Source organism: Sphingopyxis sp. OAS728 (assembly GCF_014873485.1).
Taxonomy (GTDB): Bacteria; Pseudomonadota; Alphaproteobacteria; order Sphingomonadales; family Sphingomonadaceae; genus Sphingopyxis.
Map to the genome: position 1 here is coordinate 518365 of NZ_JADBDT010000001.1, position 17721 is coordinate 536085.

Sequence of the window (17721 nt, forward strand, 5' to 3'; positions counted from 1 at the left end):
ACGCTCCGCGCATGCCGGGATCGAGGCTTCTCGCGTCGAAACGCGAAAGCCGATTCAGATGGTACAGTCTGCAGACTTCATACCGGACTGCATGCGCCAATTGTCTGTATGATTACAAGACCCGCATGCAATCTTGCTGACGGGCCGCTCGGGCTCAAACGAACCAAAACGACCAAAGCGTCTTGCCTTTCCGGCCAGCCATTGCTTGGTTTCGGCGACATGACGAAACCGACTCATCTCGACGAAACGGGCACCGCACATATGGTCGACGTCGGCGCCAAGCCCGCAACCCAGCGCCGCGCGGTCGCCGGCGGCCGCATCAGCATGTCGCCGGGCGCGCTCGAGGCGATCCGCAGCAGCAATGCACCCAAGGGCGACGTACTTTCGACCGCGCGCATTGCCGGCATCATGGCCGCGAAACGCACCGCTGATCTCATCCCGCTTTGCCATCCGCTCGCACTGACCAAGGTCGGCGTCGATTTCGCGTGGGAAGAAGGCGGCATATCGGTCACCGCCACCGCGCAGACGACCGGTCCCACCGGGGTCGAAATGGAAGCGCTCACCGCCGCGTCGGTCGCGCTACTCACGCTTTACGACATGGCCAAGGCGCTCGACCGCGCGATGATCCTCGGTGACATCCGCCTGCTCGAAAAGAGCGGCGGGCGCTCGGGCGACTGGCGCGCCGAATGAGCGGGCTGCTTCCCGTCGAGGAAGCTCAGAGTCGGCTGATTGCGCTACGCGCGCCGCTCGGTAGCGAAAATATTGCTTTTTCCGAGGCGCTTGGCCGCTATCTTTCGGAAGATGTCGTCGCCTTGCGCGATCAGCCCGCTGCACCGCTCTCGGCGATGGATGGCTATGCGATCCGTTTCGACGATCTGCCGGGGCCGTGGACGGTGATCGGCGAAACCGCCGCCGGCGCCCCGCCCGCCCGCCCGATCGGGCCCGGTGAAGCGATGCGTATCTTCACTGGCGCGATGCTCCCTGCCGGCGCCGACACGGTGATCGTTCAGGAAGATGTCGCGCATGACGCCGATATGCTGCGTTTGACCGGCGACGGCCCCGGCACGCGCGGGCGTCATATCCGGTCGCAAGCCGCCGATTTCGCCGCGGGCGACTGCCTGCTGCCTACAGGGACGCGCTTGACCCCGGGCGCGATCGCCGCTGCGGCGATGAGCGGCGCGGGGCAGCTTGCGGTTGGACGCCGCGCCCGCGTCGCTATCCTCACCACCGGTGACGAACTCGTCCAGCCCGGACACCCGCTCGCGCCGGGGCAGATCCCCGACAGCAATGGCGCGATGCTCTCCGCGATGCTCGCCGGCGAGGTCGACGGCCCCGTCCTCCCGCATCATATCCGCGACGACCGTGAGACACTTGCCAAAGTTTTGAAAGAGTTGGCACGACGTCACGACGTCATCGTGACCGTCGGCGGCGCCTCGGTCGGCGATCATGATCATGTCCGCGGCGCGCTCGACGATGCGGGCGGACGACTCGATTTCTGGAAGATCGCGATGCGTCCCGGCAAGCCGCTGATCGCCGGAATGCTCGGCGATGCGATCCTGCTCGGCCTTCCCGGCAACCCCTCGTCGGCCTTCGTCACCGCAACCTTGTTCCTTTTGCCGCTCGTCCGCTATCTGGCGGGCGCGCGCGAGCCGCTACCCGCCGTCCATCGGGCCCCGCTGGCTGCTCCGCTCGCCGAAGGCGGCGGGCGCCGCGACTATCTTCGCGCGCGACTCGAACAGGGCCGCCTGACGCCGATGATCGGGCAGGAGAGCGGTCGCACCCTTCCCCTCGCCTCGGCGAACGCCTTGCTGATCCGCGAGATCGGCGCGCCGCCGCGCAATGTGGGCGATGCTGCGGACTATCTTGTCATCGCTTGACAAGTTCCGCTTTGTTCCACTATCGTTCTCAATATGTCCGGTAATGGCATCATGGAGAACGACCGATGTTGACCGCAAAGCAGCATGAGCTGCTCCACTTCATCCAGGAACGCCTCGATTCGAGCGGCATTTCGCCCTCGTTCGAAGAGATGAAGGAGGCGCTGGGTCTCAAATCGAAATCGGGTATACACCGGTTGATAAGCGCCTTGGAAGAAAGAGGTTTTCTCCGTCGCCTGCCGAACCGCGCCCGCGCGCTCGAAGTGCTGAAGGTGCCCGAGGCAGCGAAGGCCGCACCGGTACGTGAGAATGTCGTGCCGCTGCGCAAGGCTGCTCCTGCCATGCGACCGATCGCGGCGAACGACATCATCGAGGTTCCGCTGCACGGCAAGATTGCCGCCGGCGTGCCGATCGAGGCATTCGAGGATCACAATAATCTCGCTGTCCCCGCCGCGTTGCTCGGCTCGGGCGAACATTATGCGCTCGAAGTGTCGGGCGACTCGATGGTCGAGGCGGGCATCTTCGACGGCGATTATGCGCTGATCCAGAAAGCGAGCACCGCGCGCGAGGGCGATATCGTCGTCGCGCTCGTCGACGGACAGGACGCGACGCTCAAATATTTCCGCCGCGAAGGCCAGATGATCCGCCTCGATCCGGCGAACTCGGCCTATGAGCCGCAGCGCTATCCCGCCGATCGCGTCATCGTGCAGGGCCGCCTGTCGGGATTACTTCGTCGTTACCACTGAGCTGCTGCGGTAGCCGCCACGGATGGCCGTCGCCCGCGCTAAGCGTGGCGACGGCTTCGGGCGTTTCGCCGAGATACAGCGCCAGTCCGCCGGTTTCGGCCAGGCTGTCGCGGTCGATCGTCATCCAGCGCCCCATACACTCGCGCGGTAGCCAGCGGTCGCTGATCACCACATCGGCCGCGGCGCAGGCTGCCGCCATATCGGAGCCCTCGATCCGGTCACGCCCGCGCGAGGCGAGGATAATGTAACGCCGCGCGCCGTCGCCCTGGCTCCATCGACAGAAATCGCGATTACATTCGACATGATCGAGCTCGGCGAGCGCCGAGAGCGGCGTGTCGACGCCCGCCGCCTCGGCCATGCTGTCGCGCACATAATCACCCGCCCGGTCGCGGAGCAGCGCATAGCTGCCATCGGGAAGCACGGCGGCGATATGGCGGCCGTCGCCGGTCACCAGCAGATCTGGGCGCGGCTGTACCAGCAACGCCGCCATTCCGATCGCCAGCGGTACCGCGCCGATACGCCGCCAGCGCGTGTTCCACAGCAACAGCCACAAGCCTCCGTAAACCGACAGCGCGAAGCCCCAGCCCGCGAAGGTCGGCAACATGGCGACGGCACCGGGTGCGTCGGCGACCGCGTGCGCGAGCCCGATCAGCGCGCCGATCGCCTGCTCGGTGATCCACCAGAAGGGCGCACCGAGGCCGACACTGTCGAGCAGCAAGGCCAGCGCCTCGGCGGGCATGATCACGAAAGTGGTCAGCGGGATCGCGACAACATTGGCAAGCGCGCCGTAAAGCCCAGCCTTGTGAAAATGGAATAGCGCGATCGGGGCGAGCGCGACTTCGACGACGAGCCCCGTGAGCAGCAAGCCCGCGATGGCGCGACCGAATCGGAACGGCCACGCTTCGTCGCGCCGAGCCAGAAAGCTTTGCATCGGGCAGCTTTCGTGCAGCGCGATGATCGCCGTGACCGCTGCAAAACTCAGCTGGAAGCTCGGCCCCGCAAGCGATTCGGGCCGCCAGACCAACACGACGAGCGCGCCCGCCGCTACCAGCCGCAAAGTCATCGCCTCGCGCCCCATCAGGAAGGCGATGAGCACGAGCAGCGCCGCGATGAACGAACGCAAAGTCGGCACCTCGGCGCCGGCGAGCAGCGTATAGGCGCCCCCCGCAAGCGCGCCCGCCGCCGCCGCGAGCGGGAGGACATAGCCCGCCAGCGCGAGCCGCCGGCTCAGCGCGAACAGCCGCATCGTCAGCAGCATCGCAAATCCGACCACGGCCGTCACATGCAGCCCGCTGATCGACAGCAGGTGCGCCAATCCGCTCCGCCGCATCGCCTCCTCGTCGGCTTCGCTGATCGCGCCGCGATCGCCCGTCACCAGCGCCGCCGCGATGCCGCCCGCCGATCCCGCAACCTGAGCATGGATATGCGCGCTGAGCCGGCTGCGCAGCGGCGGCGGCGCTGCTCCGGCTCCCGGCGCACGCGAAATATCGCCGAGCACGGTACCAACCGCGCCAATGCGGTCGAACCACGCGCGCTGCGCAAAATCATACCCGCCGGGAAGGCTCGCCGTTGGCGGCGGCATAAGCCGTGCCCTGACGCCGATCGTCTCCCCGTCCGTGAGCCCCTCCCCCTGCTCGCTGCGCAGCGTCAGGCGTACGCGCGGCGGCAAATCGGCGCGACGCTGCGGCAGGGCGATTATGCGAATTTGCCCCTTGGCGGGCAGCGGCTCGGCGCGCTCCACGATCGCAGAAAATTCGGTCACCACCGGCGCCGCCAGCACCGGCGCCGCGACCCATATGGCGCGCGCCCAGATAAGCAAAACGCCCGCCGCCATCATGCCGCATCCAACGACGATCAGCCGCCCCAACCGGCTATTTTGGCCGATGAGCAGCCCCACGCCCACGCCGCCTGCGAGCAGGAACAGCAACCCTGTCCAGTGCGCTTCGGCAGGCAATGCGAACCACGCCGCAATCCCGGCGCCGAGCGCCACAGGCAGCCAGAGCCCGATCCGCTCGCGCTCGGCCTCGAGCCGGGCCTCCAGCGCGTCGCCTGTCCGGTTCCGGATAGTTGCCCAGCGAGCAGCAATGGGCGTTTGAAGCAGCCTTGTCGCCATGCTAGGGGCTCCCCCGATCCCCGCCCAGAAGGGCGGCAAATTGAGTGAAAGAGGCCGCAGTGGCAACCGAAAACCAGACCAAAATGGCAGCAGCGACCCCTGAGGCGACCGGCGCCGACGTGGTGACGCGCTTCGCCCCCTCGCCGACGGGTTTCCTGCATATCGGCGGCGCACGCACCGCGCTCTTCAACTGGCTGTTCGCGCGCCACCATGGCGGCAAATTCCTGCTGCGCATTGAGGACACTGACCGCGCGCGCTCGACCGACGCCGCGATCGACGCGATTCTCGACGGCATGCAGTGGCTCGACCTCGATTGGGACGGCGAGACGGTATTCCAGTTCGCGCGCGCGCCGCGCCATGCCGAGGTCGCAGCCGAATTGCTCGCCAAGGGTGAAGCCTATCGCTGCTATTTGACGCAGGACGAGCTCGCCGCGATGCGCGCCGAGGCACAGGAAAAGCGCCTGCCCTTCCGCGTCCGCAGCCCGTGGCGCGATCGCGACGACGGCGATCCGTCGGTTCCGCACGTTATCCGCCTGCGCGCGCCGCAAGACGGCGCGGTGACGATCACCGACAAGGTCCAGGGCGAGGTCACGGTCCAGAATGCCGAACTCGACGATTTCGTCCTGCTGCGCAGCGATGGCACGCCGACCTATATGCTCAGTGTTGTCGTCGACGATAATGATATGGGCGTGACGCATGTGATCCGCGGCGACGACCATCTCAACAACGCGTTCCGCCAGCTCGCACTGATCCGTTCGATGAACTGGCGCGAGCCCGTTTATGCGCATGTCCCGCTGATCCACGGAGCAGACGGGGCGAAGCTATCGAAGCGCCATGGTGCGCTCGGCGTCGACGCCTATCGCGACGAACTTGGCTATCTGCCCGAGGCGGTGAACAACTACCTCCTCCGCCTTGGCTGGGGCCATGGCGATGACGAGATCATCAGCCGCGCGCAGGCGACCGAATGGTTCGACCTCGCGCATGTCGGCCGTTCGCCGTCGCGTTTCGATTTCAAAAAGCTCGAAAATCTGAACGGCCATTATCTGCGCGAAGCCGATAATGCGCGCCTCGCGGGCCTCGTTGCGCCGCGCGTGGAAAAACTCGTCGGCCGCGCGCTGGACGATGCCGACCGCGACCTGCTGACGCGCGCGATGGAGTCGCTGAAGCCGCGCGCAAAGACGCTCGACGAGATCGCCGATGGCGCCATTTTCCTCTACCAGCCCGACCCGTTGCCGGTGGACGAGAAAGCGGCCGAGGTGCTAAAGGCCTCGCCCGAAGGCCTGCTCGCTGCCGTCACGGAGCGACTGCGCGGGCTGAACGATTGGACGATAGAAGAGCTGGACGCCGCCGTGCGCGCCGAAGCCGAAGCCGCCGAACTGGGGCTCGGTAAACTCGCGCAACCTCTACGCGCGGCATTAACCGGCCGAACCATCTCCCCGGGGATTTTCGACGTGCTGCTCCTGCTCGGACGCGATGTGAGTCTCGCCCGACTTGACGCAGCGCAACATTATCCGGCAGGGGCGTAGCCACTCTCTCTCCCCGCCGTCAGTACAGGGAACAAAATATGACCGACACTGCGAAGATCACCCTCGGCGACAAGACCGTCGACAACCCTGTCCTGTCGGGCACCGTCGGCCCCGACGTCGTCGACATCCGCAAATTCTACGCCCAGACCGGTGCGTTCACCTATGACCCCGGCTTCACCTCGACCGCGAGCTGCGAATCGCAGCTGACCTATATCGACGGTGACGAAGGCGTTCTGCTCCACCGCGGTTACGCGATCGGCGACCTCGCCGAACATTCGAGCTTCATGGAAACCTGCTACCTCCTGCTCAACGGCGAACTGCCGAACGGCGAGGAACTGGCGACGTTCGAAAACACGATCACCCGCCACACGATGCTGCACGAACAGCTCGCAACCTTCTATCGCGGCTTCCGCCGCGACGCGCATCCGATGGCGGTGATGTGCGGCGTCGTCGGCGCCCTCAGCGCGTTCTATCCCGACTCGACCGAAATCCACGACCCGCGCCAGCGGATGATCGCCAGCCACCGCCTGATCGCGAAAATGCCGACGATTGCGGCAATGGCGTATAAATATTCGGTGGGCCAGCCGTTCGTCTATCCCGACAATTCGCTGAGCTACACCGGCAATTTCCTGCGCATGACATTTGGCGTTCCTGCCGAGGAATATGAAGTCAACCCGGTTGTCGAGCGCGCGCTCGACCGCATCTTCATCCTCCACGCCGATCATGAGCAGAATGCGTCGACCTCGACCGTCCGCCTTGCGGGTTCGTCGGGCGCCAACCCCTTCGCGTGCATCGCGGCGGGCATCGCCTGCCTCTGGGGCCCCGCGCATGGCGGCGCAAACGAAGCCGCGCTCAACATGCTGCGCGAAATCGGCCGTCCCGAACGCATCCCCGAATATATCGCGCGTGCGAAGGACAAGGACGATCCGTTCCGCCTGATGGGCTTCGGTCACCGCGTCTATAAAAACTACGATCCCCGCGCGACGGTGATGCAGAAGACCGTGCGCGAGGTGTTCGAAGCGCTCAAGGTCAACGACCCGGTGTTCGAGGTCGCGCTCCAACTTGAGGAAATGGCGCTCAACGACCCCTATTTCATCGACAAGAAGCTGTTCCCGAACGTCGACTTCTATTCGGGCGTGATCCTGTCGGCGATCGGTTTCCCGACGACGATGTTCACCGCGCTCTTCGCCCTCGCCCGCACCGTCGGCTGGGTCGCGCAGTGGAACGAAATGATTTCGGACCCCGCACAGAAGATCGGCCGTCCGCGTCAGCTTTACACGGGCCCGACGCACCGCCCCTATGTGGCGGTCGACAAGCGCTAAGCGGCAAATTCCGTAAGTTTTCGAGCGGCGGTATGGGCAACCATGCCGCCGTTTCGATTCAGCCCTCGCGCGCCGGGACACTCAATGTGAAGCGCGCCCCCTGCCCCGGTGCGCTGTCGACCGTCAGATCACCGTCCATGGCGCGCGCCAGGCGGCGAGCGATATAGAGGCCGAGCCCCGAACCGCCGCTGTCGGTGCGGCCCAGCCGCTCGAACTTCTCGAACACCACTGCCTGCTGCTCGGTATCGATGCCCTGCCCCTGATCGGCAACGGTGACCGTTGCACGATCGCCGTCGCGGTCGACGCGAATCCATATCTGCGAATTCTCGGGCGAATAGCGGATCGCATTGCCGAGCAGGTTGAGCAGCACCTGCAGAACGCGGCGGAATTCGCCGGTGGCCGGCGCCCGGTCATCGGTACGCGGCGCGTCGATACGGATGCCCTTTTCTTCGGCCTTCATGCCGAGCAGGCCGACCGCGCGGCGCGCGAGGTCGCCGAGGTCGATTTCGTCCTGCGCCGCCTTGAACCCTGGTCGCTCGATATTCTGGAGGTCGGCGAGGTCATCGACGAGCCCCAGAAGATGGCGCCCCGCATGCGCGATATCGCCGGCATAGCGCGCATAATCGGCGCGGATCGGGCCGTCGAATTGCCCCGAAATTGTCTCCGCTGTCGCGATGATGCGGCTGAGCGGACCGCGCAGCGCCCCATCGATCCGGCGGCCGAACTGCGGATCGGACAGCGGCAGCGATCCGAACGCCGGGTCGACAAGCGTTGCGCTCGCGATCGTTTCGGCAGGCGGCGGGGCATCGGCGACCACCGCGAGCCCGCGAAAGCCCGTGAAGCGGCCCGTCGCGTCGAACAACGCGTCGCCCGACAGCGTCATCGCCCCGCCTGCCGCCTGCACGCGCTGGCCGTCGAATCGCGATTGTCTGGCAAGTGCGCGGAGCACGGGGAAACGCCCGTCCTCATCGGGTTGCAGCTCGAACAGCTCCGAGAGCGAGCACCCTTCCCACCCGTCCGGCACCGGCGGCGCATCCGCCGTCGTGCGCAAAGCGACGATGCGCAGATGCTGATCGCATTCCCACGCCCAGCTCTGCGGCACCGGGGTGCTGTCGGCGATCGCGGGCACCTGTGGCTGTGTGACGGGGCGCGTGCGCCAGTCGCTGATCTCGAGGCTCGCACCTTCCGCATCGGGTATGATGCGAACGAGCGCGTGGATGTCGCTATGATCATCGGCGGCATACAGCGGGCGACTGATGTCGCGGCTGAGCCGCTGCGCCAGCGTGACGAGCCGCGCGAGATGCGGCAGCGCCAGCGGTTTGTCCAACCCCGCCCCGGCGCGCTGTTGCAGGCGCAGCAGCGGCGCATCGGCGCTGACCAGCGCCCCCGACCGGTCGATCCGGCCCCGGATGATGCGTTCACTCATCGCCGCTCGCATCGGCCACCGCGCGCGCGGGCAGCATCGTCAGCGAGGCCTCGAGCGGCGCCAGCGCGGCATGATCGAGGCGCAGGGGCGCGAGTAGCGAAGGCAAGGCGGCACTTTCGGCGGTCAGCAGCGTCATCGCCATATCGCCATAGCTACGGCGGTGCGCCGCGGCGGCAAGCGCGATCAGAGTCGGCCAATTGTGACGCGCGATTGCCGCCGCGGCGACATCGGCCAAGGCGGGACCCAAAATCTCGTAATAGGCCTGTCCGGCGCGCTCGATTCCGCGCTCGTCGGCATGCCGTTCGGTCGCGACCCGCACTGCGTCGCCCAACTCAGCCGCGCGTGCCGTGTCCCCGCTGACCGCGGCCAGCCGCCACGCGGCGATATCGAGCAGCAACGCGCGGAAAGTTTCTCCATCGAGATCGGCGACCGCGATCGCGGGATTGCCCATCGCGTCGAAGCGGCGGCGGTCGGCGATCTGGAGCGCCAGATACGCGCGGTCGACGTTGGACAGTGGACCGCCGACCGCAGACGGATCGGTGTTCGCCGTGTCCGTTTCGGCAAGGATCGGTGGCGGACTGGTCCGCAGCGCCGACTGTTCGCGCCAGCGATGCTCCTCGGCGCGCGCGAAACAGAGGCCGGCAATCCGCGCCGCACACGGCAATCCGCCGCGCATCCATTCATTCCACAGGCCGACCGGATCGATACCGGGATGAAGCCGCGCCGCGACATCGACGACCAGCCGGCGCGCGATACCGAGCGACAGCGCGCGCTGCTCCTCGGTCAAACGCCCCGCAGCCGGCGCGGCCAAATAGCCCGCCAGTTCGCGAAGGCGCGCGGACAGCGTCGGCGACGGTGGGGCGATGCCGGGGGAGGAAACCGAGTCAATCATGCGCGTCCGCCAATAACAGCATGACGTTAATAGGCGTTAAACCTTGAAGACCTTTGTTTTACCGCGCCTCCGGGCGCCGGGCGAGCCGCAGCCAGAGCAGGATCTGGAGCAGCGCGAGCAGCGGCAGGATGGCGAACATCAACGACGCGAAGCCGAACAGCAGCGCGGGCGCCAGCATGATCCACGCCTGGTCGGCATCGGGGAGCAGCCAGTGAAAGCGCCGTCGTTCGCCTGAATCCTCGTACAGCCAGCGCGCGAGCAGGATCGTTGCGGCAAGGCATGGCGCCAGCGCGGCCTCGGAAAACAGTGGCATCCTGTGCGCCGGACCGGTCAGGGACAGCAGCCACGGGAAGCCAGCGAGCAACACCCACGCAAAGGTACGGATGACCTCTCGCGTCCGGTCCTGCGCGGCGCTTTCGGCGCGAAACGCCGACAGGAACCGCATCGCGGCAAGCCCGAGCCCCCCGAAAATTGCAACCAGCGCGCCCGCCGCCGCGAGCCCGCTCGCCGCGAGCAGCGCAACGATCACCCACAGCAAGGCGGTGACATAGGGCAGATAGCGCGCCGTCGTCGGAGATTTGACCAGCAACGGCCCCGCAAGCCGGATCAGCGGCATCATGATCGCCGAACGCCCGAGCCCCATGCCGCCATATTCGACCTGTTGCAGGCTCGATTGCTCGATCAGCACGGCGGTGGGGCGATCAGCGATGATCGCGATCTCGCCCTGCTCGAACAATGCAGGCTCGCAATAGAGGCGCCGTGCCCCCGATTGCACGGCGAGGCGCAGCAGCGTGAGCATCATGTCCCACTCGCCCGGCATCGCGGCGAGCTCGGCGACCATCGTGTCGGAAATGCACGCCAGCCCGCCCCAGCGCCGCGTCGCGTCGATGCGCTCGAACATCTGCGTCAGCGGCGTGTCGCCGGTGACAAGGATCGCGGGCGAGCCGGGCTTCGCGATCGCGGCATAATGCGTCCCGCCGGCGCGCAAGCCGTCGGCGACGAGGATGATGCGGTCGTCGCCCTCGACCAGCGCCAACAGATCGGCGGCGGCGCGCACGGGCGTGACCTTCACGCCGCGGCGGCGGATGCGGTCGCATGTCGCGAGCAACTCCGCGGGGACTGCGGCGACCGCGACGGCGATATGCGTCACGCCGACGTCGGCGAGGCGCGCCGCCTGCCGCTCGATCAGCGTTTCGGCGGCCACGGTGACGAGCGCGCGGAGCGACCCGTCGGGCAGCGTTTCGGAGGCGCCGACCAGCGCGATCAGGGCCATCGGCGCCGAGGATATGGAGCAGCGGTCATCGGCGCAAAGCTTTAGGGCTGGCGAAGCGATTGGCAAGCCCCGCGATGAAGCGCGGTGACGTCACGCCTTCACCCGATTTTCCGGCACTTTACGGGCCCTTTTCGCCTGTAAAAAAATGCGGAAAAAGCGACCGAATCGCTGGCCTTTCCACCCATCATCGGCTAGGCCAAATCTACCTCCCGAAAGAACGAAAAAAGGCCGGGTCTTGACCGAAGAAAATACGCCTACGCCGCCGTCCGAGGACGGCGTTTCGCCGATCAATATCGTCGACGAAATGAAGACGTCCTACCTCGATTACGCGATGAGCGTGATCGTCAGCCGTGCGCTGCCCGATGTGCGCGATGGCTTGAAACCGGTGCACCGCCGCATCCTTTATGCGGCGCAGGAAGGCGGCTTCGTCCCGGGTCGCCCGTACAAGAAGTCGGCGAAGATCGTCGGCGACGTCATGGGCAACTATCACCCGCACGGCGACAGCGCGATCTACGACGCGCTCGCGCGTATGACGCAGGACTGGTCGCTCCGCGTGCCCCTCATCGACGGCCAGGGCAATTTCGGCTCGATGGACCCCGATCCGCCGGCCTCGATGCGCTATACCGAAGCGCGCCTTGCCAAGACCGCGATGGTGCTGCTGAACGATCTCGACAAGGACACCGTCGACTTCCAGCCCAACTATGACGCCAGCCGTGACGAGCCCACCGTGCTCCCGGCGCGCTTCCCGAACCTGCTCGTCAACGGCGCCGGCGGCATCGCGGTCGGCATGGCGACCAACATCCCGCCGCACAACCTCGGCGAAATCATCGACGCGACGCTCGCGATGATCGACCGCCAGCTTGCGGGCGGTGCTGACGTCACGCTCGAAGAGCTGATGGCGATTGTCCCCGGCCCCGACTTCCCGACCGGTGCGATGATGCTCGGCCAGGGCGGCGCGCGCAACGCCTATGCCACGGGCCGCGGCTCGATCATGATGCGCTCGACGCATATCATCGAAGAAGGCAGGAATGACCGCCAATCGATTGTTCTGACGTCGATTCCCTTCCAGGTCGGCAAGTCGGGCCTCGTCGAGAAGATCGCCGAAGCCGCGCGCGACAAGCGTATCGAGGGCGTCGCCGACATTCGCGACGAATCGAACCGCGAGGGCGTGCGCGTCGTCATCGAACTGAAGCGCGACGCGACCGCAGAGGTCGTGCTCAACCAGCTGTGGCGCCATACCCCGGCGCAGTCGAGCTTCCCCGCGAACATGCTCGCGATCCGCGGCGGTCGCCCCGAGATGCTCGGGCTGAAGGATATTCTTTCGGCCTTCATCACCTTCCGCGAGGAGGTGATCACGCGTCGCTGCAAGTTCGAGCTCGCGAAGGCGCGCGACCGTGCGCACATCTTGCTCGGCCTTGTCGTCGCGGTCAGCAACCTCGACGAAGTCGTCCGCATCATCCGCGGCTCGACCTCGCCCGCCGCCGCTCGCGAAGCCCTGCTCGCGCGCGAATGGCCTATCGGCGAAATCGCGCCCTATATCCGCCTCGTCGAAGCGATCGAGGGCGAGATGGAGGAAAGCGCCACCTACCGTCTGTCCGAAGTGCAGGTGAAGGCGATCCTCGACCTTCGTCTCCACCGCCTGACTGCGCTCGGCCGTGACGAAATCGGCAAGGAACTTGGTGAGTTGGCGGCCGAGATTGAGGAACTGCTTTCGATTCTCGCCGACCGTGTCAAACTTTATGGCGTGATGCGCGAAGAGCTGGTCGCGGTGCGCGACGAATTCGCGACCCCGCGCAAGACGCTCGTCGCCCCCGCCGCCGACGGCATCGACGACGAGGATCTGATCGAGCGCGAGGAGATGGTCGTTACCGTCACGCTCGACGGTTACATCAAGCGCACCCCGCTTGAAACCTTCCGCGCCCAGCGTCGCGGCGGCAAGGGCCGCGCCGGCATGGCGACGAAGGACGAGGATGTCGTCACCAACCTGTTCGTCACCTCGACGCACACGCCGGTGCTGTTCTTCTCGACCGCGGGCAAGGTCTATCGCATGAAAGTGTGGCGCCTGCCCGAGGGTGGGCCCGCGACGCGCGGCCGTCCGATGATCAACCTGCTGCCGCTCGGCAAGGACGAGACGATCTCAACCGTCCTCCCGCTGCCCGAGAACGAGGACGAATGGGGCAAGCTGCACGTCATGTTCGCAACCGCGAAGGGCAATGTGCGTCGTAACAGCATGGACGCTTTCACCAACGTGCCCTCGAATGGCAAGATCGCCATGAAGTTCGAGGGCGAGGACGAGGACGACCGGCTCATCGGCGTCGCGCTGCTCGACGAAAGCGACGATGTGCTGCTCGCGACGCGCCAGGGCAAGGCGATCCGCTTCGCCGGCGACGACGTCCGCGAATTCCAGAGCCGCAATTCAACCGGTGTGCGCGGCATGCGCCTCGCCGACGGCGACGAGGTGATCTCGCTCTCGATCCTCCACAAGGTCGGCACGACCAGCGAGGAGCGCGAGGCCTATCTCCGCGCTGCACCGTGGAAGGATAATGAGAACGAACCGACGCTGCCCGCCGACCGCATGGAAGAGCTGGCCGCGCGCGAGGAGTTCATCCTCACCGTCTGCGCCAACGGCTATGGCAAGCTCTCGTCGGCCTATGAATATCGCCGCACGGGCCGCGGTGGTCAGGGCATCACCAATATCGACAACATCGCCCGCAACGGCCTTGTCGTCGCGAGCTTCCCGGCGACCAAGGCGCATCAGCTGATGCTCGTCACCGATCAGGCGAAACTTATCCGGATGGGCCTCGACACGATGCGCGTCATCGGGCGCGGCAGCGCGGGCGTGCGCCTGTTCGACGTCGCCAAGGACGAACATGTCGTCTCGGCGGCGCTGATCGAGGAAGGCGACGAAGAAGAGGCCGAAGGCACCGAAGTCGGGGCTGAAGCGCCCGCGAGCGAGGCGCCGTCCGAATGACGACGCCCGCCACGGCCTTCAAGGTGCTCACAGCGCAGCAATGGGCCGATTTCGAACGCGAACGCGTGTTCCGCGGCGCCCCGGTGGATATCGCCGATGGCTATATCCACCTGTCGACCGCCGAGCAGCTCGAGACGACGATCGCGAAATATTTCGCGGGTCAAAGCGGGCTGATGATCGCCGAGGTGGACCTGATCTGCCTCGGCGACGCGATCCGCTGGGAACCCGCGCGCGGCGGCGACCTGTTTCCTCACATCTATGCCGAATTGCCGATTCATGCGGTGGTGAGCCTGCAAAGGCGCGATTGACCAGCGCATTCATCGACGCATTGGTCGAACGCTCGTCGGTGTTGGTCGCATCTTGCTTCGCGCCCTCGAAACCTCCTACCACCATCGGGCTTCGACTGTCCGTTCTTGGGGGAGATAATAGATGCGCCTCGTTTTGATTGCCGCCCTTCTGGCCTCGGCCGCGCCCGTCTATGCGCACGAAACGGCCCCCCGCGTCGTGCAATCGAAACCTGTTCCCAAGGAAGAGCTTCTGAAGCCGCCTGCCGATGCGGTGCAATATGTCGTCGTGTCCGAAGCCGGTAAGCACGGCAATCAGTGGCGCTGGCAGCTCCCCGACGGCCGCACCGCCTATCGCTGGTCGCAGGAACTGCGCGGCTGGATCACCGAAATGGATCAGGTCACGACTTTCGCCCCCGGTGGGATGATCGAGGCGTTGACCGTCCGCGGCGTCACCACGTCGGGCGATGCCGCCGAGGAATATCGCGTCGCAAACGGCCGTGCCACATGGAAAACAGCGAATGATGCAGGCGAAGCCGCTGCCGGCGGCTGGTACATCCCGGCGGGCGGTATCGGCATCGCCAACGCCCCGATGATCGATGCGCTCGCGGCAGCGGGCGATGCCGGGCTGAATTTCCTGCCAAGTGGCAAGGGCCGGATGACCTTCGGCCCGACGCAGGTAATCCAGGGCCCAAGCGGCCCCAAGACGGTCCAACTCGCCTTCGTCAGCGGCATATTGCCATCCCCCTTCCCGGTATGGCTCGACGAGAACAAGCACTATTTCGCCGACATCAGCTTCATCTCGGTGATCCCCGCGGGATATGAGGGCGCGCTGAAACAACTGCGCAATACGCAGGAAAAGGCGACGGCCGAAGCGGTCGCCGGCATAGCCAAACGCTTCCTTGCGCCCGCCGCCAAAGCCCCGGTGCTGTTCGACAATGTCCAACTATTCGACGCCGACAAGGGCGCCTTCCTCGCGAACCGCGCGGTCCTCGCCCAAGACGGGAAGGTTGCCGCCATCGGTGCCGCGGGATCGTTGAAAGCCCCTGCTGGTACGCAGATCATCGACGGCCGCGGCAAGACGCTGGTCCCGGGCATTTGGGACAGCCATCTCCACATCGGCGACGATTGGGACGTGCTGTCGAACATGGCGAACGGGATCACCAGCTTCCGCAGTCCGGGCACGAATTTCGATCGCGCGATCGAGGCAACGCAGCGCCGCGCCGATCACAGCTTGTTGATGGGCGAACCCTTTATCTCGGTCATCATCGACAAAAAGGACCCGCTGGCGGCGCAGGGCGCCGAAGTCGTCAGCAGCCCCGAGGAGGCGATCGCCGCAGTCCGCCGGGTCAAGGCGGCGGGTCTCTGGGGCGTTAAATTCTACACCTCGATGAATCCCGCATGGATCGCGCCCGCCGCCGCCGAGGCGCACAAGCTCGGCCTCCATGTCCACGGCCACGTCCCCGCCGGAATGAAGCCGAGCGAGGCGGTGACTGCGGGCTACGACGAGCTCACCCACCTCAATTTCGTCGTGATGGAATCGATGCCGCGCGACGTGATCGACAAGGCGAACACGCGGCAGCGCGTCGAAGGGCCGGCGCGCTATTTCAAGGACGTCGATCTCGACGCGCCCTTGATGAAGGGCTTCGTTGCCGACCTTGCGAAGAAGAAGACCATCGTGGACCCGACGATCGTCATTTTCGAAGGCATGCTGACGCAGGATGGCGGCAAGCCCCAGCCGGCCTATGCGCCCTATATGGGCATCATCTCGCCCGTCCTCGAACGCTCGGTGTTCACCGCTGGCGGCTATCCGCTCATCGAGGGGCTTACGCGCGACGATTATCGCAAAAGCTATGCGAAAATGGTCGAACTGGTCGGCCGCCTGCACAAGGCAGGCGTGCCCATCGTCGCCGGCACCGACGGCTGGGGGATCGAGCTGATCCGCGAACTCGAAATATACCAGCAGGCCGGCTTCACCCCCGCCGAAGCGATCCAGAGCGCGACGATCCTCCCCGCCCGCGTTGTCGGCGCCGACAAGCGCACCGGCTCGATCGCAGTTGGCAAGGAAGCCGATATGGTGCTCGTCGACGGCGACGCCTCGACCGACCTCGGGGCGCTCCGCCGCGTCGTGACGGTCGTGAGCGACGGCTATGTCATGGACGCGGGCGAATTGCGCAAAGCCGCCGGCTACAGCGGAACGCCGAAATAGCCGGCGCGCCCGTTACTGGAGCCGTGCCGGCATCTGCATCAGGTTGACAAACGACATCACGACCGCGCCATCCTGATTGGTGACGGTCATCCGCATCGTCAGCACGCCGCGGTCGGGCTTGCTCTTCGAGCGTGCGATGTCGACGATCTCGCGCGTGATGTCGAGCACGTCGCCGGGCCGCACGGCCAGGCGCCACTGCAGATCGTCGATCTTGAGCCCCAGCAGCGGCGTGTCTCCGAACGGCGCCTTTTCGACGAAATCGCGCATGACGAGCGCAGCGACGTGCCAGCCGCTGGCAATGATCCCGCCGAAACGGCCGCTCGCCGCCGCCGCGGTATCGATATGCATCGGCTGCGGATCATATTCGCGCGCGAAACGGACGATATCGGCTTCGGTCATTTCGATCGGGCCGCCACGCCACGACTGACCAATCTCCAGATCGTCCAGAAAGACGGATTTCGACATCGGGGCGTCCCTCAAACCCGGATCAGCGCTGCCGGACTTTCCAAGCGCGCACGGCCGCCATCGTCTTTTCAATATGCGCTTGCGGCTTGCTGTCGGTGTAGCTCAGCAGGATCGTTCCGTTGGGGGCGATGACATAGGATGTCCGGTTCGACAGCATCGTCCCGTCGGGTCGCTTCATCGTCGAATCATATTTCGCCGCAACCTTCGCACCCGGATCGGCGGCGACGGCGAACTTGTCGCGGCATTCCGACTTGGAGAATTCCGCGACGCGCTCGATATTGCCGGCGGTGACGCCAACGACGCGGGCGCCCAGCCGGTTAAAGTCGTCGCTCGATTCGGCGAACAGATGCGCTTCCATCGTGCAGCCCGGGGTAAAGGCGGCGGGGAAGAAATAGAGCACGACCGGCCCCTTCTTCAGCGTCTGCTTCAGCGAAAGGCTGAAAGGCTTTCCACCCTGTGCCGCACTCAACGTGAAGTCCGGGGCTTTTGCGCCCTGCTGGAGCGCCGCGATGCCCTGTGCCGGAAGGACGGCGAGCGACAGGCCGAGGCCCAACGAAAAAGCAAATTTCATCAGCGTCTTCATCTGGATCTCCACCTCGAACTGCGGAAGCACGTCCGCC

General features: G+C 65.8%; 14 protein-coding genes. 8 read left to right on the top strand and 6 right to left on the bottom strand.

Annotation, left to right across the window (positions count from 1 at the left end; all coding sequences use genetic code 11):
* Nucleotides 1–219: 219 nt before the first annotated feature.
* The 3 genes from moaC (at nucleotide 220) to lexA (ending at nucleotide 2620) form a co-directional block, all read left to right on the top strand.
* Nucleotides 220–690 (top strand): cyclic pyranopterin monophosphate synthase MoaC, encoded by a 471-nt coding sequence (gene moaC, locus GGC65_RS02490; RefSeq protein WP_192645718.1) that lies wholly within the window; start codon nucleotides 220–222, stop codon nucleotides 688–690.
* Nucleotides 687–1877, top strand: a complete 1191-nt coding sequence (gene glp, locus GGC65_RS02495; protein WP_192645719.1) for a gephyrin-like molybdotransferase Glp — start codon at nucleotides 687–689, stop codon at nucleotides 1875–1877. Before moaC ends, glp begins: the two co-directional genes overlap by 4 nt.
* 65 nt (nucleotides 1878–1942) lie before the next feature.
* Entirely contained in the window at nucleotides 1943–2620 is a 678-nt protein-coding gene (gene lexA, locus GGC65_RS02500) for a transcriptional repressor LexA (RefSeq protein ID WP_192645720.1), read from the top strand.
* On the opposite strand, the gene GGC65_RS02505 is transcribed toward lexA, so the two are convergent.
* Nucleotides 2574–4733, bottom strand: coding sequence for a ComEC/Rec2 family competence protein (locus GGC65_RS02505; RefSeq protein WP_192645721.1), 2160 nt, complete (start codon nucleotides 4731–4733; stop codon nucleotides 2574–2576). The two genes, lexA and GGC65_RS02505, sit on opposite strands and share 47 nt — an antisense overlap.
* A gap of 83 nt (nucleotides 4734–4816) precedes the next feature.
* Between GGC65_RS02505 and gltX the strand changes: the two genes are divergently transcribed.
* A complete protein-coding gene (gene gltX, locus GGC65_RS02510; protein ID WP_192645722.1) occupies nucleotides 4817–6259 on the top strand; it encodes a glutamate--tRNA ligase in 1443 nt (480 codons plus the stop codon).
* Between the two features lie 38 nt (nucleotides 6260–6297).
* Nucleotides 6298–7581: a citrate synthase gene (locus GGC65_RS02515; protein ID WP_192645723.1), complete on the top strand. Its 1284-nt coding sequence runs from the start codon at nucleotides 6298–6300 to the stop codon at nucleotides 7579–7581.
* A 58-nt stretch (nucleotides 7582–7639) separates the two neighbouring features.
* On the opposite strand, the gene GGC65_RS02520 is transcribed toward GGC65_RS02515, so the two are convergent.
* Genes GGC65_RS02520 through GGC65_RS02530 form a run of 3 tightly spaced genes read right to left on the bottom strand, consistent with a single transcriptional unit; the run spans nucleotide 7640 to nucleotide 11172 of the window.
* Complete coding sequence (locus tag GGC65_RS02520) at nucleotides 7640–9007, bottom strand: sensor histidine kinase (RefSeq protein ID WP_192645724.1); 1368 nt, start codon at nucleotides 9005–9007, stop codon at nucleotides 7640–7642.
* Nucleotides 9000–9899 (bottom strand): hypothetical protein, encoded by a 900-nt coding sequence (locus GGC65_RS02525; protein WP_192645725.1) that lies wholly within the window; start codon nucleotides 9897–9899, stop codon nucleotides 9000–9002. The genes GGC65_RS02520 and GGC65_RS02525 overlap by 8 nt, the downstream gene beginning before the upstream one ends.
* A 58-nt stretch (nucleotides 9900–9957) precedes the next feature.
* On the bottom strand, nucleotides 9958–11172 hold the full coding sequence (locus GGC65_RS02530; protein WP_192645726.1) for a hypothetical protein: 1215 nt from the start codon (nucleotides 11170–11172) through the stop codon (nucleotides 9958–9960).
* Between the two features lie 235 nt (nucleotides 11173–11407).
* On the opposite strand from GGC65_RS02530, the gene gyrA reads away from it, so the two are divergent.
* The 3 genes from gyrA (at nucleotide 11408) to GGC65_RS02545 (ending at nucleotide 16636) form a co-directional block, all read left to right on the top strand.
* Complete coding sequence (gyrA, locus tag GGC65_RS02535; RefSeq protein WP_192645727.1) at nucleotides 11408–14143, top strand: DNA gyrase subunit A; 2736 nt, start codon at nucleotides 11408–11410, stop codon at nucleotides 14141–14143.
* On the top strand, nucleotides 14140–14451 hold the full coding sequence (locus tag GGC65_RS02540; RefSeq protein ID WP_192645728.1) for a DUF952 domain-containing protein: 312 nt from the start codon (nucleotides 14140–14142) through the stop codon (nucleotides 14449–14451). Before gyrA ends, GGC65_RS02540 begins: the two co-directional genes overlap by 4 nt.
* Nucleotides 14452–14572: 121 nt before the next feature.
* Entirely contained in the window at nucleotides 14573–16636 is a 2064-nt protein-coding gene (locus GGC65_RS02545; protein WP_192645729.1) for an amidohydrolase family protein, read from the top strand.
* A gap of 12 nt (nucleotides 16637–16648) precedes the next feature.
* Here the strand turns inward: GGC65_RS02545 and GGC65_RS02550 are convergent, their stop codons facing one another.
* Nucleotides 16649–17101: a MaoC family dehydratase gene (locus tag GGC65_RS02550; protein WP_192645730.1), complete on the bottom strand. Its 453-nt coding sequence runs from the start codon at nucleotides 17099–17101 to the stop codon at nucleotides 16649–16651.
* Between the two features lie 22 nt (nucleotides 17102–17123).
* On the bottom strand, nucleotides 17124–17684 hold the full coding sequence (locus GGC65_RS02555) for a peroxiredoxin (protein ID WP_192649359.1): 561 nt from the start codon (nucleotides 17682–17684) through the stop codon (nucleotides 17124–17126).
* Nucleotides 17685–17721 lie beyond the last annotated feature (37 nt).

Bases quoted from the DNA above. Each gene is read 5' to 3' on its own strand.
- GGC65_RS02515 (WP_192645723.1), top strand. From the start codon at position 6,298: ATGACCGACACTGCGAAGATCACCCTCGGCGACAAGACCGTCGACAAC.
- GGC65_RS02520 (WP_192645724.1), bottom strand. From the start codon at position 9,007: ATGAGTGAACGCATCATCCGGGGCCGGATCGACCGGTCGGGGGCGCTG.
- lexA (WP_192645720.1), top strand. From the start codon at position 1,943: ATGTTGACCGCAAAGCAGCATGAGCTGCTCCACTTCATCCAGGAACGC.
- GGC65_RS02555 (WP_192649359.1), bottom strand. From the start codon at position 17,684: ATGAAGACGCTGATGAAATTTGCTTTTTCGTTGGGCCTCGGCCTGTCG.
- GGC65_RS02525 (WP_192645725.1), bottom strand. From the start codon at position 9,899: ATGATTGACTCGGTTTCCTCCCCCGGCATCGCCCCACCGTCGCCGACG.
- GGC65_RS02540 (WP_192645728.1), top strand. From the start codon at position 14,140: ATGACGACGCCCGCCACGGCCTTCAAGGTGCTCACAGCGCAGCAATGG.
- moaC (WP_192645718.1), top strand. From the start codon at position 220: ATGACGAAACCGACTCATCTCGACGAAACGGGCACCGCACATATGGTC.
- GGC65_RS02550 (WP_192645730.1), bottom strand. From the start codon at position 17,101: ATGTCGAAATCCGTCTTTCTGGACGATCTGGAGATTGGTCAGTCGTGG.
- GGC65_RS02505 (WP_192645721.1), bottom strand. From the start codon at position 4,733: ATGGCGACAAGGCTGCTTCAAACGCCCATTGCTGCTCGCTGGGCAACT.
- glp (WP_192645719.1), top strand. From the start codon at position 687: ATGAGCGGGCTGCTTCCCGTCGAGGAAGCTCAGAGTCGGCTGATTGCG.
- GGC65_RS02545 (WP_192645729.1), top strand. From the start codon at position 14,573: ATGCGCCTCGTTTTGATTGCCGCCCTTCTGGCCTCGGCCGCGCCCGTC.
- gltX (WP_192645722.1), top strand. From the start codon at position 4,817: ATGGCAGCAGCGACCCCTGAGGCGACCGGCGCCGACGTGGTGACGCGC.
- GGC65_RS02530 (WP_192645726.1), bottom strand. From the start codon at position 11,172: ATGGCCCTGATCGCGCTGGTCGGCGCCTCCGAAACGCTGCCCGACGGG.